Source organism: Acidimicrobiales bacterium (assembly GCA_036491125.1).
GTDB lineage: Bacteria > Actinomycetota > Acidimicrobiia > Acidimicrobiales > AC-9 > AC-9.
In genome coordinates this window covers 1-22856 of the sequence record DASXCO010000012.1, presented here as the reverse complement: position 1 = coordinate 22856, position 22856 = coordinate 1, and the positions used below count along the sequence as shown (strand labels likewise).

Sequence of the window (22856 nt, the reverse complement as noted above, 5' to 3'; positions counted from 1 at the left end):
TCGCTCTTCGGGATCTTCTCGGCCAGCGGCCCCGCCGTGCCCATCTGCACGTGGATGCCGGGCAAGTGGCGGGGCGAACGGAGAGACCCCGTATCGATCGGTGTGCAGCACGCCGCCGGGCCCCGCGCCGTCGCCCGGCTCGGCTCCGTCGGGGTCGAGATACCGGCAGGCTGGCGCGTCCGCCAGGACCATCCTCGACGGGGCCTCGTGGTCATGGTCCCCGCCGAGCAGGACCACGACACCACCCTCAGCTGGCTCCTGCGAGCCGGGGCCGGCCTGAGCCTTGTGCCGCTCACGGGCACCTGGCGGGCCGTCGTGTTCGTCGATACCTGACCGACAGCCGGCCCGGGAGGCCGGCCTGACGAGATAGCCGCAGGCGCGCAAGCGCCAAGGCCGGCCCTGGAGGCCGGCACGGTAGGCCCTCCGAGGGAAATCCCCCGTCGGGCGCCCTGGACGAGGCAACATGGCGACTGGGTAGAGAGGTGGAGGGGAAGGACGTCACGAACACAAGCGTGTCGCCGTCAGAATCAACTGGTTTCCGCCCGAGCCCCGTGAGCGGAAACCATCCCGGGGTAAAGGTGTCCACCATGCAAGAGGTCCTCATCGAAGCGGTGCAGCTGGACACGGCGGCCGTTCTGCTCGGCGAGAAGCGGATCACGCAGCTGGCCGCCCAAGCCGAGGCGACCAACCGGGTGCTCGAGGGCCGGACGGTGTGGAACGTCAACTCGACCGCCCAGGGCGGAGGCGTCGCCGAGATGCTGGAAGTGCTCCTCGCCTACGCCCGCGGCGGCGGCGTCGACACCCGGTGGCTGGTGATCCACGGCGTACCCGATTTCTTCGCCGTTACCAAGCGGCTCCACAACTGGTTGCACGGGGTCCCGGGCGACGGCGGCGAGCTGGGTGCTGCGGAGCGCCGGATCTACGAGCAGAACCTCGCTGACAACGAAGGTGAGCTGACGGCCCGGGTGCGCCCTGGCGACGTCGTCATCCTCCACGACCCGCAGACGACGGGGCTGATCACGCCAATGAAGCGGGCCGGAGCCATCGTGATCTGGCGCTGTCATGTCGGGTCGGACGACCGGGACAACCCGTTCGTCGTCGGCGCGTGGAACTTCCTGGCGCCCTACCTGGAGGACGCCGACGCCTTCATCTTCTCCCGGGCCACCTATCCACCGGCGTGGCTGAACGGAGGCCGGGTCCACGTGATCCCTCCGTCCATCGACCCCTTTTCCGCCAAGAACCAGGAACTGGCGCCCGGCGCCGTGCGATCGATCCTGGCGCGCATCGGCCTGCTACAAGCAACCGCAGGGGCGGGGTCGCCCGAGTTCATGCACCGGGACGGACTGCCCGGCACCGTGACCGACGTCGCCGACATCGTCGCCGAGGGTGGACGACTCGACCCCGACGCGCCCGTCGTCGTGCAGATCTCACGGTGGGACCGGCTGAAGGACATGTTCGGGGTGATGTGCGGCTTTGTCGAGCACGTCGGCGGCGACAGCGGGGCCAACCTGATCCTGGCCGGCCCGGAGGCGAAGGGCGTAGCGGACGACCCGGAGGCCCTCGCCGTCTACAGCGAGTGCCTGGAGGGCTGGCGTCAGCTGCCATCGGACCAGCGACGGCGCGTCCGGCTGGTCAAGCTCCCGATGGATGACGTCGAAGCCAACGCGGCCATGGTGAACGCCCTCCAGCGTCACGCCGCCGTCGTGGTGCAGAAGAGCCTTGTCGAGGGCTTCGGGCTGACGGTCGCCGAGGCCATGTGGAAGAGCCGGCCGGTGGTGGCCAGCGCCGTGGGCGGCATCAACGACCAGATCGTCGACGGCGAGAGCGGTCGCCTCCTTCCGGACCCGACCGATCTCGCCGCCTTCGGAGCGATCGTCGACAGCCTGCTGCACGACCCGAGCGAGCGGCAGCGGCTGGGCCGTGAGGCGCGCCGGCGGGTCCTCGATCAGTTCATGGGCGACCGTCATCTGATCCAGTACGGCCAGCTGCTCGACGAGCTGCTGGTACCCGCGGCCCCCCCGGCGCCCTCGGCACTCAGACCCGCAGGACCGTGACCACCTTCCCGCCCTGACGACGAGGACGACGCACTCGGGGTGATCGAACAGCTCCAGCCTGCCGATATCGTCCTCGCGGCCAGGCTAGCTGGCAGCCCTGAGGATGCCGACGGTCGCCGACGGGAGGTGGAGCCGTCCGTCGCCAAGGGAGACGTCCTCCTCCGAGCCCAGGAGCAGCGAACCGTCGGCGTCGAGGACGCTCGTGTCCTCACCCAGGTTGCAGGCGATGGTGATCGGGCCCCGCCGCACCACCAGGCAGCCTTCCTGCTCGACGGTCACCCTGACCCGGTCCACGCGACCGTCGCCCAGCTCGCGAACGTCCCGACGCAGGCGAATGAGCCGGCGGTACCAGTCGAGGAGGTGGCGATGCGGGGGTCGTCGCCGCTCGGCCCAGTCGAGCTTGGAGCGCTCGAAGGTAAGGCGGTCCTGAGGATTGGGCATCGCCTCGACCGGCCAATCGAGGCGGGACAGGTCCCGTAGCCGCCCATCGGCGACGCCGCGCCCGAGACTCGGGTCAGCGTGGTCGGTGAAGTAGTGGAAGGGCGTCGCCGCCGCCCATTCCTCCCCTTGGAAGAGCATGGGGACGAAGGGCGCCGTCAGCAGGAGGGCGGCGCCCACCTTCAGTCGTCGGGTGCTCATCAGCGCTCCCGTACGCTCTCCACCGGGTCGGTTGCCCACCTGATCGTGGCTCTGCAGGTACGCCACGAAGCGATGACCCGAGAGCCCGGGTGGCAGCGGCCGGCCGTGGACCCGGCGGCGATACGCGGACCAGGTGCCATCGTTGACATAGGCCTGTCGGATGGCCTTGGCGACGGCGTCGAGCGAGCCGAAGTCGGCGTAGTAGCCATTGCGCTCGCCCGTGAGCACGGCGTGAAGCGCGTGATGGAAATCGTCGCTCCACCACCCGTCCAGCCCCGCGCCACCCGCCTGGCGCGGCTGCACCAGGCGGGGGTCGTTCCGGTCGCTCTCGGCCACGAGCACCAGGGAGCGGCCCACCTCGCCGGCCAGATCCTCGACCCGGCGGCTGAGCTCCTGGAGGAACGACATCGCCGCACCGTCGACCAGCGCGTCGACAGCGTCGAGGCGCAAGCCGTCGAAGTGGTAGTCGCGCAACCACATCAGGGCGTTGTCGACGAAGAAGTCCGTGATCTCCGCGCTCCGGTCATCGTCCAGGTTGACCGCCGGTCCCCAGGGCGTGGCCTGGAGCTCGGTGAGGTAGGGACCGAAGCGCTCCAGGTAGTTGCCCTCCGGGCCGAGGTGGTTGAACACCACGTCCAGCAGGACGCCGAGGCCTCTCCCGTGGCAGGCATCGACCAGGCGCTTGAGCCCGTCTGGACCACCGTACGCGTGGTGCGGCGCGTACAGGTCCACGCCGTCGTAGCCCCAGCCCCGCCGACCCGAGAACTCGGCTACCGGGAGCAGCTCCACAGCCGTCACGCCAACATCGGTGAGGTGGTCGAGATGCTCGATGGCGGCGTCGAAGGTACCGGCGTCCGAGAACGTCCCCACGTGCAGCTCGTAGAGCACGGACGACGACAGCTCGATGCCGCGCCAGCCCTGGTCGGTCCACGGGAAACCCGACTGGTCCACGACGCGAGACGGTCCGTGCACACCGTCGGGCTGCCATGCCGATCGCGGATCGGGAAGTCCGGCGCTTCCGTCGACCGACAGCAGGTAGTCCGTCCCCGGCCCCGCATCCTCGACCTCGATCGACCACCACCCGTGCTCGCCGCGGACCAGCGCCACGACTCGCCCGGCAACGAGGATCTCCACCCGCCGGGCCTCTGGCGCCCAGACGGCGAACCGCTGCACTGTGTCGGCGGTCATACCTCCCACCCCTCGTTTGAATCCCGACAAATCCAACAGACCGCAAGGATATGCACCTTGTCACGATCGCCGATCTGCATACATTTTTGGGCAAAGTTGTACGCTGGACCGAGCTGATGATCCCGAGAACCGATGCCGTGGCGGAGCATGATTGCTACCGCGCGCTCTTCGACAAGGCTGCTGTTGGCCTGTGTTACACGATGCCCGGTGGACGGCTGCTGGCGGTCAATCAGGCCCTGGCGAGCATGCTGGGTTTCTGGTCGCCCGAGGAGCTGATCGACAGCGGGCCGTTGGCCAGCCGGCTCTTCGCCGCCGCCGATCTCGAGGATCTCCGGCAGCGAGTCAGGGAGCACGGTGAAGTCAGTGGGTTCGACGTGCCCATTCGTCGCCAGGACGGGCGCATCATCTGGGTCTCGATGACCATCAATTCGGTCGATACGGCCGAGCTTCACCATGTTGTCACCGTGATCGACGTGACCGACAGCCGTCAGCACGAGGAGGCGTCACGGGCCAACGAGGCCAGGCTCCGCTCCGTATTGGCCAACTCCTCGGAGTACTACTTCATCCTGGACAAGAGTGGTGACGTCCGGTGGTTGAGCTCCGGGCCGGAGAGCCCCCTCGGCTACGAGCCCGACGCCCTCCTCGGGCGCCACGTGCACCTTGTCCACCCCGATGACCGCGCTCCGTTCGCCCGGACGGTACAGAAGCTGTTCTCGGGCGAGTCCGAGTTCGAGATCGCCCGATACCGCGGACGCCATCGGGACGGCTCGTGGCGGCACCTAGAGGCCCGGGTGACCAACATGCTGCGTGATCCTGATGTCGAGGGCTTGGTCATGAATGTCAAAGACATCACCGACCAGCACTCGGCCGAGGAGAAGCTCGAGTACACCGAGCTGCACGACGAGTTGACGAACCTGCCCAATCAGCGTTATCTCGACCGCTGGATCGACGAGCATGACAAGAGTGGATCCAGCTCGCACGTGGCCATTCTGTTGGTCGACGTCGACCGCCTTAACCACACCAACAACACCTTCGACCGGACTGCCGGCGACAACATCCTCAAGTTCGTGGCCGACGGCCTACGCCAGCAGGTTCCCGCAGAGGCAGTGCTCGTCCGTTGGGCGGGAGACAGCTTCGCCGTCGTCGTCCCTGATGCACCCGCACGCGAGACGGTCGCGGGCCTCGCCGAGGACATCGTGCGCGCCTGTCGTCACACGCGCCGGATCGGCAGCGTCGACGTCTTCGTCAGCGTGAGCGTCGGGGTGGTGATCGGTGGCAACGATCGCGGATCCGCCAAGGATCTTGTGCGCGATGCCGACACCGCGCTCCATCAGGCCAAGGATCGGGGCCGGAATCGCTTCCAGCTCTTTGCCGGCTCGATGCAGCATCGCCTGGCAGCCCGCCTCAAGCTGGAGGGCGAGCTGCGGCGCGCCGTCGAGGCTCCCGGCGGGATCACGCAGTTTCGACTGCTGTTCGATCCGCTCGTCTCACTTCCCGACCGCGAGACGGTGGGAATGGAGGCCTTGGTCACCTGGCAGCACCTCGAGCACGGACTGCTGCGGGCCGCCGAGTTCGTGCCCCTCGCTGAGGAGACGGGCCTGCTCTCGCCGATCGGCCACTGGATGCTGGGAGAGGCGTGCCAGACGGCGAGCCGGGTGAACCTCGGCCGCCGGTACGACCCCATCGCCATGTCGGTCAATCTCTCGGGCCACGAGCTCAACCATCCCGACATCGTCACCTGGGTCATCAGGGAGATCGCCAGAGCTGACATCGACCCCTCGCAGCTGTGGCTGGAGATCACCGAGACGGCGCTGGTGTCGTCTCCGAGCATCAGGTCGACGCTCTGGCGGCTGAGGGATCTCGGTGTCCGGCTCGTTGTCGACGACTTCGGTACTGGATACAGCTCGCTCACGTCGATCCGGGAGCTACCCGTCGAGGTGGTGAAGATCGACAGGTCCTTCGTCGCCGGCCTCGGTCGTCGCTCGAAGGACGAGACGATCGTGGGCACGGTCGTGGAGATGGCACGGTCGCTGGACATGCTCACGGTCGCCGAGGGGGTCGAGACGGCCCAGCAGGCCGCCGTGCTGACCGAGCTCGGGTGTGAGCTGGGCCAGGGCTACTTCTTCGGCGCCACTCGTCCAGAGCATCTCCCTCGGTCCGAGGGCGGGGAGCCGGCGCCGGTCGGTGGGTAGAGTTCCCGAGGGTGAAACCCAGGAACAGCTGCCGGTGATCGGGCTGCGGCCCGTCGGCCCGACGACCTAGCGCTGAGCCCCAGATCAGGCCCGTGATCCGGCTTCTCCTCCTCGCTCCGCCTGGAGGCGGGAAGGGCACTCAGGGCCGCTCGCTCGCAGCCGAGCACGGCGTCCCCCATGTCTCGACGGGAGACCTTCTGCGGGACCATGTCGCCCGGGCCACGCCGCTCGGGAAGCGGGCCCGGCCCTACCTGGAGCGAGGCGACCTGATACCCGATGACCTCGTGCTCCTCCTCGTGCAGGAGCGACTGACCACTCCGGTCGTGCTGGAGGGGTTCGTCCTCGATGGGTTCCCCCGCACGCTCGACCAGGCGCTGGCCGCCTACGCCTGGGCGACGGAGCACGGGCTCACCTTCTCGGCCGTCGTCCACCTGACCGTCCCCGACGCCGAGCTGGAGCGGCGCCTGCTGGAGCGAGGTCGGCGCTCGGGTCGCAGCGACGACACGCCCGATACCATCCGTTACCGGCTGGGCCAGTACCGGGCGAGCACCGGTCCGCTGCTCGAGTTCTACCGCGAGCGGCAGATCCTGGTCGACGTGGACGGCAACGGGCCCATCGCCGAGGTGGCGCAGCGAATCCGGGCCGCCCTGAAGGCTCGAGGACTAGCGCCGGCGAAGAACAGCCGAGGTTGATCGACCCGAGGAGGTCACCCAATGCCGCTCGACCCGCAGATCGAGGCTCTGCTCGAGCAGATGGCCGCCATGGAGACCGTCGACTACGGAGAGGTCACCCCCGAGGGGCTGCGCCAGGTGATGAAGATGATCGCTGCAGCCGACGGTCCCCCGGAGGCGGTCGACTCGGTGCGGGACGCCAGCGCCGACGGTCCTGGGGGGTCCATCCCCATCAGGGTGTACCGGCCCGCCGGCGCGGGCACGGCCCCGCTGCCGGTCCTCGTCTGGTACCACGGGGGCGGGTGGGTGATCGGCGACCTGGACACCGCCGACACGACCTGTCGCAAGCTGGCCAACCGGTCGGGCGCGCTGGTGGCGTCAGTCGACTACCGCCTGGCGCCCGAGTACCCCGCGCCGGCGCCTGCCGACGACTGCTGGGCAGCCCTGTCCTGGGTAGTGGAGGCCGCGACCGAGCTCGGCGGCGACGCGTCGAGGGTGGCCGTGGGCGGCGACAGCGCCGGCGGGAACCTGTCCGCCCTCGTTGCCGTGCGGGCTCGTGACAACGGTTTTCCGGCGCTCCGGTACCAGCTGCTCGTCTACCCGGCCACCGATCTCACCATGTCGTACCCGTCGCACATCGAGAACGGCGATGGCTACATGCTCACCAACGAGGCGACCGCCTGGTTCCGCGGTCACTACCTCGGGCCCGACAAGGACCCGAAGCACCCGTCGGTCTCACCCCACTACGTCGACGACCTCGACGGCGTCGCCCCCGCCTTCATCATCACCGCCGAGTTCGACCCGCTTCGCGACGAGGGCGAGGCCTACGCCGCCCGCCTCCATGACAGCGGCGTACCCGTCGACCTGCGCCGCTACGACGGGATGATCCACGGCTTCTTCCAGATGGGAGGGGTCACGCCCGTCGCCGACTCGGCCGTGAGCGAGGCTGCCTCCCGGGTGCGAGCCGCGTTCTCCTGACGGGCCGATCGTTCCAAGCTGTTGACGGCGAGACGCTTGTCCCTGGTGCCCCCGACACCCTTCCGCAATCCCGAACGGCGGCGACGCCAGCCCTTCGCCAAGGGTCGCGGATCCGCGCCGATGGTGTCGGGACGAGCAGCGGGCCTGGGCGCGGTCGTCCTGGCCGTCGTGCTGGCGGCATGTGGATCGGGGCAGTCGCGCGCCAGCGGGACGGCAACCTCGGCCCCGCACGCCACCAACGTGCCCACCTCGGCCCCGCCCACGACCGCCCCGCCGACCAGTCCCCCGACAACCGCCAAGCCGGCACCTCCGGGAGGAGCACCCTACGGCGTCGGCCTGGCGACCTTCAGCTACGTGGAACCTCCTGGTCACGTGGTCCCGGCGCCCTTCGCCCCCGGCGGCGCGGCCGCAGCCCCACGCCGACTGTCGGTCCAGGTGCGCTACCCCTCGACCGGCCCTCCCTCGGCCACCGACACGCCGTTGGCGCCTCGGCAGGGCGGCGGTCCCTTTCCCCTGCTGGTCTTCGCGCCTGGTCTGAACGAGGACCCGCCGCCGTACCAGCCGCTCCTGCACGACTGGGCTCAGGCAGGGTTCGTGGTGGCGGCGACGACCTTCCCCGTCACCAGCCCCAGCGTGCCCAGCGCGGGCGACAAGGAGCGGGACCTTCCCAACCAGCCCTACGACGTCACCTTCCTCATCGACAGCCTCATCGCCGCGGCCAACAATCCGGCCGACCCTCTCCACCAGCTGGTCAACCCGGCCGAGATTGCCGTGGCCGGCCAGTCCGACGGGGGCAACACGGCGCTGGCCACCGGCTACAACACCGCCTACCAGGATCACCGGATCAAGGCCGCGGTCATCCTCTCGGGCGCCCGCTACGGGTATCCGGGCGGCACGTGGTTCCCTGCCGGCGTCCCACCCCTCCTGGCGACGCAGGGGACGGCGGACACCATCAACCCGCCATCGCTGACCAATGACTTCTTCACCAACGATCCCCAGCCCGATAAGTACCTGCTGTGCCTGCAAGGGGCGCCCCATCTTGATCCGTACGTCGCCCGCAACAGCTTCGAGCGCGTGGTCGCCCAGGTGTCGATCGACTTCCTCGACGCCGAGCTCTACCACCTGCCGGGGTCGCTGGACATGATGATGCAGGCTGGTGCCGTGCCCGGCACAGCCGCCTTCGCGTCCCGGTGCGGGTAGGCCGATCCCTCGGCCCACCCCGCTGAGCTGGCCCTTCTCGACCCGTCTCGAGCCCCCTCGCCGGTATGGTGCGTGAACGATGGAAGACGAGCGCGCCATCTGATGATGGGTCCCGGTCCCGGCGGCTGGGGGGGCATGCGTTCCATGCGTCGCGACCGCTCGGTCACCCAGCAGAAGCTGGCTCCGGGGATCGGGCGGCGGATCCTGCGGTTCGCAGCGCCCTACAAGCGGATGCTGGGCGTCTTCCTGGTCCTCATCGTGATCGATGCCGTGATCGGCGTGGCCAACCCGCTGATCTACCGCGACATCATCAACAAGGGGATCCTCGGCCACCGGTCCGGGCTGATCGTGGCCCTCGCGCTGCTGATCGCCGGTCTGGCTCTCGCCGACGCCGTGCTCTCGCTGGGGCAACGGTACTTCTCGTCTCGGGTTGGTGAGGGCCTCATCTTCGACATGCGGTCCAAGGTCTTCGCCCACATCCAGCGCATGCCGCTCGCCTTCTTCACCCGGACCCAGACGGGCGCGCTTATCACCCGCCTCAACAACGACGTCCTCGGAGCCCAGCAGGCCTTCACCGACACGCTCTCGAACGTGGTCAGCAACCTCATCAGCGTGTCGCTCGTCATCGTCACCATGCTGTTCCTGTCGTGGCAGATCACGCTCGTGGCGCTGGCCATGCTTCCGGTTTTCGTGCTCCCGGCGCGATGGGTGGGGCGGCGGCTCCAGACCATCACCCGCGAGAGCTACGCCCTGAACGCCGAGATGAACACCACGATGAGCGAACGCTTCAACGTCGCCGGCGCCCTGCTCGTCAAGCTGTTCGGCCACCCTCGAGCCGAGACCGGGACGTTCGACGAAAGGGCCGGCCGGGTACGCGACATCGGCATCACCTCGGCCATGTACAGCCGGATCTTCTTCGCCGCCCTCATGCTCACGGCGTCGCTGGCGACGGCCCTCGTCTACGGTTGGGGTGGCCTGCTGGCCGTGAACGGAGCGCTCAACGTCGGGACCCTGGTCGCGCTCACGGCCTACCTCAACCGGCTGTACGGGCCGCTTACCCAGCTGTCGAACATCAACGTCGACGTGATGACGGCGCTGGTGTCGTTCGAGCGCGTCTTCGAGGTCCTCGACCTTCCCCCCATGATCGAGGAGAAGGCGGACGCCGTCGCCGTGCCGCGGGGACCGGCGACGATCGAGCTCGACCACGTGGACTTCACCTACCCGACGGCCGAGGAGGTCTCGCTGGCCTCCCTCGAGTCCGTGGCGACGCTGGAGCGCACCGCATCGAAGCCGGTCCTGTTCGACATCAGCTTCACCGCGGAGCCGGGTCAGCTGGTCGCCCTCGTGGGGCCGTCGGGAGCGGGCAAGACGACGATCAGCCATCTCGTGCCCCGGCTCTACGACGTCCGCGGCGGCGCGGTGCGGATCAACGGGATCGACGTGCGCGACACCACGCTCGATTCCCTCCGCGAGACCGTGGGGGTCGTCACCCAGGACGCCCACATGTTCCACGAGACGATCCGGTCCAACCTGCGTTACGCCAAGCCGGACGCCACCGAGGAGGAGCTCATGCAGTCACTCGAGGCGGCGCAGGTCCTGCCGCTCGTCCAGGGACTCCCTGATGGCCTCGACACCGTCGTCGGCGACCGCGGCTACCGCCTGTCGGGCGGAGAGAAGCAGCGGCTGGCGATCGCCCGGCTGCTGCTCAAGGCCCCGGACGTGGTCGTGCTCGATGAAGCCACCGCCCACCTCGACTCCGAGTCGGAGGTGGCCGTGCAGCGGGCCCTCAAGACGGCGCTCGCCGGACGGACCTCGATCGTCATCGCCCACCGCCTGTCGACGGTGAAGGAGGCGGACCTCATCCTCGTGGTGTCCGACGGGCGCATCGTCGAGCGCGGGCGCCACGCCGAGCTCCTCGCTCGCGAAGGCGTGTACGCCGAGCTCTACCGCACGCAGTTCGAGCGCCAAGCGGACACCGACGGTGCAGCCGGTCCGGAGGGTCAGCCGGACGACCACGAGGTGCCGGCGCTGACAGCTGGCGACGGCTGAGCTGGGAGACGGTTCCTGCTCAGCCCTGGTGACTGAGCTTGTACGACGCCAGTCCCGCTACCCGCCGGAGATGGGCGGGGCTGCGCTTGAACCGGGGTGCGAGGGAGTCGAAGGACTCTCCCTCCTCCTGCCAGCGCAGCAGGCACCGCTCGATGGGACGCAGGGCATGACGGGGCGGTGTCGAGGCCCCGCTCGGGTGCCGGGGAAGGTGGGCCATGTCGATCACCCGGTCGATGAACTCGGGGCTGCGCCGAAAGCGGCGGGCGATCTCCTCCCGGTCCACGCCCGCCTCACGGAGGGCGAGCACCCGCCGCTCGAGAGGTCGTAGCGACTCCGGGGCGGTACTCATCGACATGCCGTCACCTCCGCGCCGTTGCGGCTGGCTCCACTCGGGGCCGGCCCCAGTCTGCCACCGCGAGCAGGACCGGCGCCTGCACGGCGAGAGCCAGGGCCGAGATGGTCTGTAGGCGACGGCTGGACGGTGGGCGCCGGCTCAGTGCCCGTGGTGGCGGTTGCCCGGTATGGGCGCCGGCGGAACCGGGGTCGGTGCCGGAGCAGGCGGAGCGGCGGGCGGCGGTGCCGGAGCCGGGCCGGGCGCCGCAGGCGGGGGCGGTGGCGCTGGCGGCGGGGGCGGGCTGGTGAGGGCGTCGGGCGAGTCCTGGGCGATCAGGAAGTGCCCCGGGGGTATCTGGCTCGGGTCAGGAGCGGTGAAGCTGGCCGCGGGTTGGCCGGCGAGGCCGGCGCTCATGAAATCGCGGAAGATGCGGGCCGGGTACGTCCCGCCGAACACGTCCACCCCCCCAACGCCGCGCATCGGGACCTGGCCCGTGGGCGAGCCCATCCAGACGGCCGTGGCCAGCTGGGGCGTGTAGCCCACGAACCATGCGTTGGCCAGATCGTCGGTGGTCCCCGTCTTGCCTGCCACGGGGCGGCCGGACAGCTGGGCCGCCGTGCCGGTGCCCCGCTGGACCACGGCCTGGAGCGCCTGGGTGGTCGTCCTGGCGATCTGGGGCGACACGGCCTGGGTGGGGGTCGGATTGGCCTCATACAGCGTCGTTGCCGAGCTGTCGGTGATCCTCTGCACGACACTCGGCGTTCGGCGCGCCCCGTCGGCCGCCAGCGTGGCGTACACCGAGGCCATCTGGAGCGGGGTCACCTCGTAGGACCCGATGCTCAGCGAGGGTGTGGTGCCGAGCTTGACGGTCGCCGGGATGCCCAGGCGGTGGGCCATGTCGGCCACCTTGGGCAGGCCAACGTCCACGCCCAAGCGGATATAGGCGCAGTTGACCGAGTTGGCCGTGGCATCCAGGAGGCTCATCACACCGGCCCCCTCCTCGGCGTTGTGGGCCACGTAGGGCGGGGAGCCGGGCAGGCTGATCGTGCACGGCGCGGTCCCGTCGATGGTGTCGTTCGGGCTGTACCCGTTCTCGAGGGCGGCGGCGAGCACCACGGCCTTGAACGACGAGCCGGGCTGTCGTCCGCCGCCCCCCCGGCCGGTCGCCACGTCGTAGCCGCTGCCGTCGGATCCTGGGTTGCCGGGAACGAGGGCCCGCACGAACCCTGTGGCCGGGTCCACGGCCGCTACGGCGGCCGTGAACCGTCCCGCGGTGTTGGGCAGCTCGGCCGCTACCGCCTGCTCGGCGTCGTGCTGGAGGGTCGGATCCAGTGTGGTGGTGATGTTGAGGCCACCCTTGTAGAGCGCGTTCAGACGATCGGCCGCGGTCGTGCCGATGCCATCGAACCGATGGTCGCTGGTGTCCAGCAGGGCCGCCTTGACCTCGACGACGAACGGGCTGGCCTGCTGCGTCGCGGGCGCGTGGAGCGTCGTCGGCAGCGGGGTGGCCTTCAGAAGGGTGGCCTCCTCGGCGCTCAGATGGCCGTTGGTCACCATGCTGTCGAGGACCTGGCTCCGTCGCTCGGCCGCCGCCGCCGGCTGGCGGATGGGGTCGTCGCCCTCGGGGTTGCGGATCTCCCCGGCGAGCAGGGCGGCCTGAGCCGCGTTGAGCCGGCTGACGTCGGTCCCGAAGTAGGTCTGGGCCGCGGCCTCGATCCCGTACGCCCCCTCGCCCATGTAGACCGTGTTGAGGTACCGCTCCAGGATCTGGTCCTTGGTCATCTGCTGCTCGAGGCGGAAGGCCAGAACGGCCTCGTGCAGCTTGCGGTTGATGCTGCGCTGCGAATCGAGCACCGCGTTCTTGACCAGCTGCTGGGTGATCGTCGAGCCGCCCTGCACGTCGCTGGACGACACGTTGTTCTTGACCGCCCGCAGGATGGCGGGGACGCTCACTGCTCCATGCTGATAGAAGGTGGCATCCTCGGCATCGAGCACGGCGTGCACCACCGTCGGCGGCACCTGCGCAAGCGAGATCGGGGCCCGATAGTCCTGGTCCTGGAGCACAGCCAGCAGGTTGCCCTTGCTGTCGTACACCTTCGAGGGGAGGTCCAGCGGCTTGAGGCGGACCGGCTGGCTCATGGCCAGGGTGTGAGACGCATGGCCCAGCACCCCCCCGACCGGGACCAGGGCGAGGGCCGCCAGCCCCAGGACCGTGCCGGCGGCCACGACAGTGGTGGCGAACCGCCCCAGCTTGCCCATCAGCTGGTCACCCACACCTCGTGCTTCGACACGAACTCGGACACCCCTTGTCGACGGGCCGGGAGATTGGCACATCTTCTCGTTCCACGGGCCCCGGTCGACCTACCCCATTCGGAGGAACTGGTCACATGACCGACGCGGCACGGCCGGCCCCCCCAGCGGGGCCGGCCGTGACCTCGGTGTCGTGACGCAGGCCGTGAGCGCTGCTAGGAGCTGGTGGGCGCCGAGCAGCTGCTGGCGTAGGCGCAGACGTTGAAGCCGTCGGTGTCGCTGTCGGGCGCCGACGGGGTCGACAGGGGGTTACCGCTGGAGTCGATCAGCTGCAGCTCCTCCGACGCCTTGAGCCCGGCCGGGACGTTGTTGGCCTTGGCCAGGTCGATGTTGACGGTCGAGAGGTTGGGCAGGGGCCCGACGCCGGTACCCGAGGTGCCCACCACGACCGGCGTCTCCTCGATCCACTCTGCGGTGGCGTGCGTCGAGCTGTAAGGGGTAGTCATCGTGAAGGTCTGGCCTGAGGTGACGTTCTTCAATGTGATGGTCCACACATTCGAGTTGGCCACCATCTCGCCGATATCGACATGGACGTGATCGCCTGCCTTCACGCCGACCGTGCTGATCGTGACGCTGGTCGCCGGGATCAGCTCCCACCAGGCCGAATAGGAGGCGACGCCCTGGGCGCTCACGTCCTGCTCGGTGCCGGCCTGGATGAGCGTCGAGTCGGTCGTCGTGCACGAGGCGTCGATGCACCCTCCGCCGATGCCGACCCAGGTCGACGAGAACTCGGCCTCTCCGGCCTTGTGGTTCGTGGCGGTGGGCACGGTCCAGTCCCCAGCCACCTCGTTGAACAGCTTGTTCCCCTGCTCGAGGGTGCCCTGGTTGTAACCCGACCAGTTGTTCGACTTGTTCGCTCCGACGGATATGAGCGGCCGGTGCGAGACCGCCTGGACCGCGGCACCCGCCGACGGGGCGAGCATGACCGGAGCGAGCGCGAGGGTGACCGCTAATGGGACAATACGGCGCATTTGGGACCTCCTCAGTCGGGCGCCGCAGCGTTCTCGATCGGAAGGCCCGTAACCTCCCCGAACCGTCAAAGTTCCCCCGAACGGGGGATCCGGGGCGTGCTTGCGACGACAACTGATCGCAACCCGTCAGGGGCCCACCAGCTCGACGACGATTCCCGCGGCATGCGAGCGGCCGTGGACGACCTGGCCCAGCGGCACTAGGCTCGCTGGCGAGCTGGGAGGTGGACGATGCCAGCCTGGAAAGCAACCTGGGCGATCAACGAGGCGGTCGGCCGCTGCGAGGTGATCCGGGATGGGCGGCCGGTGGGGATCGGGAGCTGCGACGACGTGGACGACGCCGTCGACAGGATTCGCCACCACCAGTTGTACGAGGCCAGGGATCGCATCGTGCGGAGAAGCGGTGGCCAGGAGCGAGAGGTGGATCTGAGCGCCTACCACTCGCTGTCCGCCGGTTGACGGGCGAGCGTCCATTCCGCCGACGCTGAGCCTCACGTGCCCATTTGGGACCGGCAGTCGGCGCCCCAAATGCCTCATTTCGGGAGCTCGATACGCGGTGCAGCGAGCCGGCGCGGCGCTCGTGTCAGCGTGATCGGCCAACGAGCCGGGGCGATTCGATATGGCAGTGATCGAGACGCACACCTTTCGCCTGGCGGCGGGCGCCGACATCGGAGCCTTCCTGGACGCCGACCGGTGGGTTCAGACCGAGCTCATGCGGCAACAACCGACGTTCCTCAGGCGAACGACGGCTCACGGTGGGAACGGGGACTGGCTCGTGGTGGTGATCTGGAGCTCGCGGACTGACGCCGACACCGCCCAAGCGCAGTTCGACGACGAGCCCGCGAACGCGGCGTTCATGGCCCTGGTGAACCGCTCGACCTTCACCACGAGCCGGTACGAGACCCTCGACTGATCCGTCAGCTCATTGCTGCACGAGCGTCACGGGGTTGCCCTCCGGGTCAGTGATGGCCGCCAGGGTCGCCCCGCCGGGAATGTCGAACCGCTCGACCACCACCGTCGCGCCGAGCGCGGTCGCCTTCAACAGCGAGGACCGAAGGTCGCGCACCTGGACGTAGAGCGTCACCCCGCTGCGATCACTCTGGCGCAGGTGCCCGCCCGGCCCCGGTTCCGGTCCTCCGATGCCGGCTGGCACCTGCATGACCGGGCCGTCACCGATCTCCCAGTTGAACAACGAGGCGTAGAAGGCCCTCTGCGCATCAGCGTCGATCGCCTCGATCTCCCAGTGCACCACGGGCCGCGCCCAATCGTCACCCATGCGGGCCTCCTGCTGTCCGGTCGCGTTCACGCTACCCACCGTGGCGCCGCGTCCGTGGTGTCCTGTCGGACACGATCGCTTTCAAAGGCTAAGACATTGAGGGATCTTCATGTCGATTAAGGATTTAATCTGTCCGGTCCATGACAAATGCCTGGGACCACAAAGCGACGTTAAAACAGGTAACTTAAGGCCTGTGAATTCGGTGTGGTCCCTCTTGGCTCCCAGCGAACGAGCAGGCGGCGCTGGCCGACGGTGCCGGGCTCCGGTGTTCACCAGGTGCATTTGGCGGATACGGCGACCTGACAGGGGCTGACGAGTCCGAGGCCCGTTCAGGCGTAAGCTTTTCACATTGACCACGCCCCTACAGTCCCCGCTCCCTAATCATCGGCACCGACCCAGATGTCCAAACGCAATGACGCACCCTGCCATACGCCACAACCACTATCTCGCCAGGGACGCCGGGTGCAGTACGCCTTTCTCACCCCCAGGATCGGGGCTATGCTTTGGTGACTCGATGGCGGTCGCGACGAAGGAGAGGGGGAGATGTCCGAATTGAAGGGGATCACCGCGATCCCTGAGATGTCAGCGGGAGGGACGGGGTTAGGCGGACCCGGCCAAGGCAGACAGGACGGAGCCCAGATGATCGAGCAGCTGCCTGAGGGGGCGAACGGGCACGGACCGGTTCGCGTCGTGCTCGTCGACGACGACGAGATCATCTGCGCTGGTCTCCAGGCGATGCTCGCTCGGCATCGCGGCCGCGTCGAGGTGGTCGGGCAGCTCAGTCCGAAGAGGGACGTCGCCGCCGCGGTGTCCGAGCTGCGGCCCGACGTCGTCCTGGTCCATGTCGGGACGCAAGGGGCGGACGCGCTGCACCTGGCCGGGGAGCTGGTGCAAACGAGCTCCCCGTGGCGAGTCGCCGTCCTGAGCGAGGCGACCGACGAGCGCTGGTTGTTCGAGGCTCTCCGACGCGGGGTCACGGCCTTTCTGTCCCGGTCCCAGAACAGCTCTCAGCTGGTGGAGGCCCTGGTGCAGACGAGCGAGGGCACCCCGGTGGTCGATCCCAACTTGGCGACGAGCGTCGCCTTGAGAGCTGCCTACGCCTGGGATGGCAATGCGTGGCCGGGCAGCTGGCTAGGGCTCAGCCGACGACAGAGCGACGTGCTGCGACTGCTCACCTACGGGCTCAGCAATCATCGCATCGCCGAGCAGCTGGTCGTGGGCGAGGAGACCGTCAAGACCCACCTTCGACACATCTACCGCAAGCTCGGGGTCCAGGACCGCACCCAGGCCGTCGCCCTGGCTCTCCGACAGGGGCTGTTCGGGTCGGAAGGCGCGCCGGATCATCCTCCGAATGGTCAGACGACAGCGGTCAGCTGAGCCCGACCGCGCCGATGCAGCCGGTCAGCCGATCACTAGCTGGCCGTAGGCGCTACAGAGCCCGACCGCCTCGATGACGAGGAAGGCAATGACGATCGCGAGCACGACCGCTGTCCGGCGGCGCGTTCCTCTCCGTGCCCTCACCGGCGGCATGTACCACTCCGGTAGGGCGGCCGCCGATTGGTCCGCGTAGCTGGTCAGGGGTACGGCATCCTCATCCAGCGGCCCATCAGGGTCGGCGGCGAGGGCCAGGGCCGTGAGCTCGCCATCCGTGAACCAGCTGCTGTCCGGCTCCCGATCGGGCACCCCGGCCTCGATCCTCTCGCTGTCCGCTTCATCGGGCACGACGGTGGTCCCTTCGACCGGCGTCAAGGCTCCCAGGGTAGGCGAGTCGGCGCGTCCACCGGGCTCGGGTCCAGGTCTCAGGCGCGGGTGATTTGGCCAACCACCGGCGAAACGGGGTAATTATGCCGCCATGCAGGACTCGATCTCACTGAGTCCCCATCCCACCGGTGCCCTCGCGGCCAGGCAGTTCGTCGAGGGCACCCTCCGCCGTTGGGGTCGCGGGGATCTGAGCGAGACAGCCGCCCTTCTGAGCAGCGAGCTGGTGACCAACGTGATCATCCACGCCCGCTCGGAGATGATCGTGGGCATCGACCTCGACGACCGTCGCCTCAGGGTCACGGTTTTCGATGGCAGCAACAAGCCACCACGACACAGTGAGACGTTGCCGCCACTCGAGGCACATGGCCGCGGCCTCCAGGTCGTAGACGCCCTCGCCACCTCCTGGGGCGTCAACGAGGGCATCCGCGGCAAGAGTGTGTGGTTCGAGTTGGAGACGACCAGCGATTCACCACGAACCGCTCACCAACGGCCGGATATCGAATAGCTCGAAGATCCTCGACTCGAGCCGGGCCGGAGGAGCGTGATCGGTCACCACACCGGCGGCCCGCCCTTGTCCATGCCAGGTGCGAAGGACTGAGGGCTACGGGCTCAACCCCGAGGCCGGGAAGAAGAACGACAGGCACTGCTTGATCCCTCGTGTCCACACGGGGAGCTCGTGCGCACCGGGATTGATGACAAGGCCGCTGTTCGATTGCCCGGCGGTGTTCATGGCCGCGATGTAGCGGTGGGCCTCGTCGAGTGACTCCTGGTCGTTCGATCCGGACACGACCAGGGTGCGCGGACCGCGGCTCGAGACGTGCAGGATCGGGGAGCCGACCTGCTTCGCGGCGGCGGATTGTCCGCCGAACGCCGGCGGCTCCGCGGTGAAGAAACCGCTCATGGGGCACGCCTGCTGGTACACGCCCGGCGACAGCGTCGGCAGGTAGGCGGCGCCGTAGCCGCCCGCCGAGAGGCCGGTGACGTCCCAGGTCCCGTTGGTCGAGTACTGAGCGTTCACCCATTGCCGCAGCTCGGGGCCCGTCACCGTGCCCATCGGCTGGCGGCTGGTGTTGGCGAAGTCGCTCTCGCCGACGGCAGGGCCTGTCCCATCGGGAGCCACCGCGATGAACGGCGTCTTCGACTGGTTGGAAAGCTGGGCCACGTTGAGACCCCCGATCGCTTCCTGGAGGCCCCCAGGGACCCCATGGAGCACCTCGACGACGGGGTATCGCTGCCCGCGGCTGTACCCCGGCGGGAGGACGACGAGGACGCGGCGGTTGGTGCCCAGAACAGCCGATGGGTAGGTCGTGTCGATCACCTGGGCGACGGTCGGAGCGGACGTCGTGGTAGTGGTTGCTGCGGACGTCGCGACCGATGGCCTGAAGGGAGTGCTGACATCTCCCTGCTTGGTCGCCGGACTCGAGCCCGAGCAAGCAGCGAGGGTCGACCCGGCTACGACGGCTGCAGCAACAGCGGCTACACCGCGACCGAGACGCTGGCGTCGGGGTACGGCTCTACGCCTGGCGTTGCGTTTGGGCAATGATCGCTAGCACGAGAGAGCGACGCGTTCAGTGCCGCTCATAGACCAGATCGATCGGCAGCTCGACATACTCGAGCTCGGCTCCGAGCCCACAGTCCTGACAGATCCAGGCCGTGCCAGAATCGATCCCGTCCTCCGGCTCTCCGAACGACCGGCGATCATCAACCCCACCGCACAACCCGCAGTGGCGGAACCATGCCCTCCGCTGACGAGGTCTCATTTCTCCCCCTCACATGAGGGGAGCAGCAAGCCACCTCTCCCCTCCTTGGAGGAAGATTACCCCTAAACGGGGGATAAGGGGCGCAGTTGCGCGACCCCCCTACCGGTCGCCGGGGTGCGGCGACCCCGCCGGCCAGCCAAACCTGACCGTTTCGTCATATTTGTGATCCGAGCAGGCAGGACATAGCTGCACGAGCGGCGAAGCGAGCGCCTCGTGCGAAAGCGGCCTCGGCCGATGCGTCTGGGCGAGCGTCTTTTGGACGGGGCCGGGGTGGCCGGAACCGCCAAGGTTGACTGCCTCATCGACGCGGGACTGGCCGAGACCGTCGAGCGGGCCACAGTCTCACCCTTCTTCCCTGTACGGGTGGCTGCCCGCCTGGCCCTGGCAGCCGAGGCCGTGGCGCTCCCGTTGGTCCGCCTCCTGCAGGAGCGGTGCAGTCGGCTCGCGGTGTTCACAGAGCCCGCCTCGGCCACGACTCCGGGCACCATGAGAAGGGGCCTGCTCGCCTACTCGGCGGCGCTGATGGCCATCGGCAGCGGGCTCGCCACCGGCATCATCCCCGGCCCGTCGACGCTCGCTCTGGCCGCCGGCCGCTCGGTGGACGGCGCCGCTGTCGTCGGTGGGGGTCACTCGACCGGGCGCGAGCTCCGCAGGACCATGCCCCCTGGCCCGAACGTGGCTGTGCTCGCATCTCCTCCCCCCGGGACCGCCGCACCGGCCCCGACGGCACCGCTGAGCCCGGCAACACAGCCGAGCGCACCCCATCCCCTCCCCCCGCTTGGCTACGTCAATCCTCTCGCCCAGATCGCGAACCTTCGACCAAAGCGCATTGACCAAGGGGTTGACTACGGCGGAACCGGTCCGCTGTTGGCTGTTGGTAGCGGCACCATCCGACTGACGTCCGAGGCGGGCTGGCCCGGAGGTGCATTCATCGCCCTCCAGCTCGACCAAGGGCAGTTCCGCGGACAGTTGGTGTACTACGCAGAGAACGTCACTCCTACCGTCCGCGTCGGCCAGCACGTCAGTGCTGGCGACGTGGTCGGAATCCTCCACGACGCGTACCCGAACTTGGAGATCGGTTGGGCGGGCGGGGGTGTCTTCGGAGGGAAGCTTGGAGACGCGTTGGCGCGAACCGAAGGTGCCGTGAGCGGGGTCGAGGGTGTCTCGACGGCGGTTGGGGTCAGCTTCAACCAATTCCTCGTGAGCCTGGGCGCGCCCGGCGGCATACAGCAGGGGTTGGTGGGACACCTTCCTGTCCCATGAGATTCCTGCCTCCGGGCTAACTCGCCACTATCGGAGCAAGCGCTCTCCACGCCTCCCGTGGCAGCATTCCCTCATCGCTGAGGACCTGGATGCACACGTGGTTCGCTCCCGCGTCTCGGTGTTGACGGATCCGGGCCTCGATGGCGGTGTCGTCGCCCCAGGCCACCAGGGCGTCGATGAGCCGGTCACTGCCGCCGGCGCCGAAGTCGCCGTCGCTGAAGCCGAGCCGCCGCAGGTTGTTGGTGTAGTTCGGCAGCGTCATGTAGGTGGCGAGATGGTCGCGGCCGAGCTTGCGAGCGAGGTCAGGATCAGTGGTCAAGGCGACCGCCTGCTCGGGGAGGACCAGCTTGGATGGTCCTACCGCTTCTCGAGCCAGGGCCGTGTGCTCCGGAGTCACGTTGTAAGGGTGGGCGCCCGCACACCGGCTGCGAGCCAGTTCGAGCATCTTCGGTCCCAGCGCGGCCAGCACCCGTTCGGCTGGCGCAAGCGGAGCCGGTGCCGAATCGAGCCCGTCGAGGAACGCCGACATCGCCGCAATCGGCTTACCGTACCGGCCTGGCTCGATGGAATCGATCAGCGGGGCGTGGCTGACGCCGATGCCGACCAGGAACCGGTCTCCGTGTGCGCCAGCCAGGCGATCGTGCGCGCTTGCCGTCTCCCCGGGCGAGTGCATCCAGAGGTTGAGGATTCCCGTCGCGATCGTCGCTCTCCTCGTAGCGACCATGAGACGCTCCACAGCGCCGAACACGTCGCCACCGATATCGGGAATCCACAGGGCTGAATACCCGAGCTCCTCGAGCTCGGCCGCGGCCTCGGCAGCTTCCGCGGGATCCCCATACCGGAGCCCCGAGCTCCATATCCCGGTCCCCGTGATCTCGACCATGTCGAACTATGCCTCCCGGTAGTAGTGGCCCTGCTCGAGGTCCTCGAGCGAACCCGGTCACGTCGGCGTGAAGCCCAGTCTCAGCAGGTCGGCCGGCGAGTCGATGTCTGAGAAGGCCTGACTGTCGGCCACCTCACCCCAGTCCGGTTCTTCCAGCCATGTGACGTCGTCCCCCTCGAGGAGCGGAGCAAGCGACCGGTAGCCGGCCGACACCGCCCGCGCTGCGTTGTCGAGCGCCACACTGCTGAAGCGAGCGCACAGCGGCTGGGCTCGGCCATGGACAACGGGCACCACGCTTCCGTGCTCAGGTCTGCACGCCAGGAAGCTCAGCAGGGCCTCGGTCACCAGCGGAAGGTCGCAGGCGAGGACGATCACATGGTCGCGGTGGCCTCGGACGGTCAGGGCATGCCATCCGGCCACGAGGGCGCAAAGAGGTCCCTGTCCTCTCGGTTCTTCGTTCACGGCCGGCAGCAGTGACCGACCGGGGCCGACCTCGAGGGCCGGAGAGGCGACTAGCGACAGGCATCGAGCAACCCGCTCGGCGCAGGACATTCCCTCGATGACGATGGCGGCTTTATCCCGGCCCATGCGTCGGCTCGCTCCACCGGTCAGAACCAGGCCGGCTACACGGGGAACGGGTCGGAAGCCCACGTCTCCACCTTCTCATTCTCCACGACCAACCGGCCGCGGCAGATGTGCCTCACTCGGCTGGCGAGCGCTCGCCCCTCGAGACCTCGTCAGGGTCGGCAGCAAAACAGCCCAGCGTCCGGCTCAGTTCAGCCTGGTAGCCGCCAGGGTGCTCGGAGCCCGTCTCGACCGGCACCGGTTTCGAGTGGTCGCGAAATCACCTCCACCCCTCGGCAACTGTCCCCTCTCCGGGGGAGGGACCCTCGTCGAGCAGGGGCTGTCTGACCCCATCGCTCGGACTTTGACGGGGGGCTAGCCTCGCCGGCCTGAGGAAGGAGGTGAGTCGCATGGCGCGTCGCTGAGGATCAGCAGTCGCTCCCGCCCGGTCGGGCGGGTGGAACCCACGATCGCTAGGAGGACGGGATGCAGTACGCAGACGCGCTGGCGGCCATCATCGACGACGTCGTGGCTCCGAATGCGGGCGATGTCGACCGCAACGCCACGTTCCCTCGACTGTCGCTCGACGCGCTGGGTAGGGCAGGCATGCTCGGGCTGGTCACCGGCGCCGATGCCGGGGGTGCCGGGCTGGGCCTGCGGGCAGCAGCCGAGGTCATCGAGCAGCTGAGCCGGGAATGCGGGTCGACGGCAATGGTGCTGCTCATGCACTACGCCGCGGCCTCCCTGCTCGAAGCCCACGGCGACA

The 22856-nt window shown here is 68.7% G+C and carries 22 protein-coding genes; 13 read left to right on the top strand and 9 right to left on the bottom strand.

Features of this window, described 5'->3' with window-relative positions; translation table 11 throughout:
• Positions 1-333 (top strand): hypothetical protein (locus tag VGF64_00800; protein ID HEY1633266.1); only part of this gene is annotated, 333 nt, incomplete at its 5' end.
• Positions 334-587: 254 nt separating this feature from the next.
• On the top strand, positions 588-2054 hold the full coding sequence (locus tag VGF64_00795) for a glycosyltransferase (GenBank protein HEY1633265.1): 1467 nt from the start codon (positions 588-590) through the stop codon (positions 2052-2054).
• Between the two features lie 84 nt (positions 2055-2138).
• On the opposite strand, the gene treZ is transcribed toward VGF64_00795, so the two are convergent.
• Positions 2139-3881: a malto-oligosyltrehalose trehalohydrolase gene (gene treZ, locus VGF64_00790; protein ID HEY1633264.1), complete on the bottom strand. Its 1743-nt coding sequence runs from the start codon at positions 3879-3881 to the stop codon at positions 2139-2141.
• A gap of 116 nt (positions 3882-3997) precedes the next feature.
• On the opposite strand from treZ, the gene VGF64_00785 reads away from it, so the two are divergent.
• The 5 genes from VGF64_00785 (at position 3998) to VGF64_00765 (ending at position 10971) form a co-directional block, all read left to right on the top strand.
• Positions 3998-6073 carry an EAL domain-containing protein gene (locus VGF64_00785; protein HEY1633263.1) on the top strand — a complete coding sequence of 692 codons (2076 nt, stop codon included), beginning with the start codon at positions 3998-4000 and terminating at the stop codon, positions 6071-6073.
• 92 nt (positions 6074-6165) lie between these two features.
• Entirely contained in the window at positions 6166-6765 is a 600-nt protein-coding gene (locus VGF64_00780; protein ID HEY1633262.1) for an adenylate kinase, read from the top strand.
• Between the two features lie 21 nt (positions 6766-6786).
• Positions 6787-7722 (top strand): alpha/beta hydrolase, encoded by a 936-nt coding sequence (locus VGF64_00775; GenBank protein HEY1633261.1) that lies wholly within the window; start codon positions 6787-6789, stop codon positions 7720-7722.
• A gap of 45 nt (positions 7723-7767) precedes the next feature.
• Positions 7768-8922 (top strand): hypothetical protein, encoded by a 1155-nt coding sequence (locus VGF64_00770; GenBank protein HEY1633260.1) that lies wholly within the window; start codon positions 7768-7770, stop codon positions 8920-8922.
• Between the two features lie 135 nt (positions 8923-9057).
• The gene (locus VGF64_00765; GenBank protein HEY1633259.1) at positions 9058-10971 is read left to right on the top strand and encodes an ABC transporter ATP-binding protein; all 1914 of its coding nucleotides are present in this window, start codon (positions 9058-9060) and stop codon (positions 10969-10971) included.
• Between the two features lie 19 nt (positions 10972-10990).
• Here VGF64_00765 and VGF64_00760 read toward each other — a convergent pair whose 3' ends face one another.
• From VGF64_00760 to VGF64_00750, 3 genes are all read right to left on the bottom strand, one after another.
• Positions 10991-11320: a hypothetical protein gene (locus VGF64_00760; GenBank protein ID HEY1633258.1), complete on the bottom strand. Its 330-nt coding sequence runs from the start codon at positions 11318-11320 to the stop codon at positions 10991-10993.
• Positions 11321-11464: 144 nt separating this feature from the next.
• Complete coding sequence (locus VGF64_00755) at positions 11465-13579, bottom strand: transglycosylase domain-containing protein (GenBank protein ID HEY1633257.1); 2115 nt, start codon at positions 13577-13579, stop codon at positions 11465-11467.
• Positions 13580-13770: 191 nt separating this feature from the next.
• On the bottom strand, positions 13771-14586 hold the full coding sequence (locus VGF64_00750) for a G1 family glutamic endopeptidase (protein ID HEY1633256.1): 816 nt from the start codon (positions 14584-14586) through the stop codon (positions 13771-13773).
• A 228-nt stretch (positions 14587-14814) separates the two neighbouring features.
• Between VGF64_00750 and VGF64_00745 the strand changes: the two genes are divergently transcribed.
• On the top strand, positions 14815-15042 hold the full coding sequence (locus VGF64_00745) for a hypothetical protein (protein HEY1633255.1): 228 nt from the start codon (positions 14815-14817) through the stop codon (positions 15040-15042).
• A gap of 160 nt (positions 15043-15202) precedes the next feature.
• Positions 15203-15496, top strand: a complete 294-nt coding sequence (locus tag VGF64_00740; GenBank protein HEY1633254.1) for a hypothetical protein — start codon at positions 15203-15205, stop codon at positions 15494-15496.
• A gap of 9 nt (positions 15497-15505) precedes the next feature.
• Here VGF64_00740 and VGF64_00735 read toward each other — a convergent pair whose 3' ends face one another.
• Positions 15506-15889, bottom strand: a complete 384-nt coding sequence (locus VGF64_00735; protein HEY1633253.1) for a VOC family protein — start codon at positions 15887-15889, stop codon at positions 15506-15508.
• 609 nt (positions 15890-16498) lie between these two features.
• Between VGF64_00735 and VGF64_00730 the strand changes: the two genes are divergently transcribed.
• Entirely contained in the window at positions 16499-17236 is a 738-nt protein-coding gene (locus VGF64_00730) for a response regulator transcription factor (GenBank protein HEY1633252.1), read from the top strand.
• Between the two features lie 24 nt (positions 17237-17260).
• On the opposite strand, the gene VGF64_00725 is transcribed toward VGF64_00730, so the two are convergent.
• The gene (locus VGF64_00725; protein HEY1633251.1) at positions 17261-17608 is read right to left on the bottom strand and encodes a hypothetical protein; all 348 of its coding nucleotides are present in this window, start codon (positions 17606-17608) and stop codon (positions 17261-17263) included.
• Positions 17609-17711: 103 nt separating this feature from the next.
• Between VGF64_00725 and VGF64_00720 the strand changes: the two genes are divergently transcribed.
• Positions 17712-18125, top strand: coding sequence for an ATP-binding protein (locus VGF64_00720; protein ID HEY1633250.1), 414 nt, complete (start codon positions 17712-17714; stop codon positions 18123-18125).
• Positions 18126-18221: 96 nt separating this feature from the next.
• Here the strand turns inward: VGF64_00720 and VGF64_00715 are convergent, their stop codons facing one another.
• Positions 18222-18938 carry an alpha/beta hydrolase-fold protein gene (locus VGF64_00715; GenBank protein ID HEY1633249.1) on the bottom strand — a complete coding sequence of 239 codons (717 nt, stop codon included), beginning with the start codon at positions 18936-18938 and terminating at the stop codon, positions 18222-18224.
• 712 nt (positions 18939-19650) lie between these two features.
• On the opposite strand from VGF64_00715, the gene VGF64_00710 reads away from it, so the two are divergent.
• Positions 19651-20643: a hypothetical protein gene (locus tag VGF64_00710; protein HEY1633248.1), complete on the top strand. Its 993-nt coding sequence runs from the start codon at positions 19651-19653 to the stop codon at positions 20641-20643.
• A gap of 16 nt (positions 20644-20659) precedes the next feature.
• Here the strand turns inward: VGF64_00710 and VGF64_00705 are convergent, their stop codons facing one another.
• A complete protein-coding gene (locus tag VGF64_00705) occupies positions 20660-21526 on the bottom strand; it encodes an LLM class F420-dependent oxidoreductase (GenBank protein ID HEY1633247.1) in 867 nt (288 codons plus the stop codon).
• 57 nt (positions 21527-21583) lie between these two features.
• Positions 21584-22177, bottom strand: coding sequence for a molybdenum cofactor guanylyltransferase (locus VGF64_00700; GenBank protein ID HEY1633246.1), 594 nt, complete (start codon positions 22175-22177; stop codon positions 21584-21586).
• Between the two features lie 399 nt (positions 22178-22576).
• Here VGF64_00700 and VGF64_00695 point away from each other — a divergent pair.
• On the top strand, positions 22577-22856 hold a 280-nt coding region (locus VGF64_00695), incomplete at its 3' end, for an acyl-CoA dehydrogenase family protein (protein HEY1633245.1).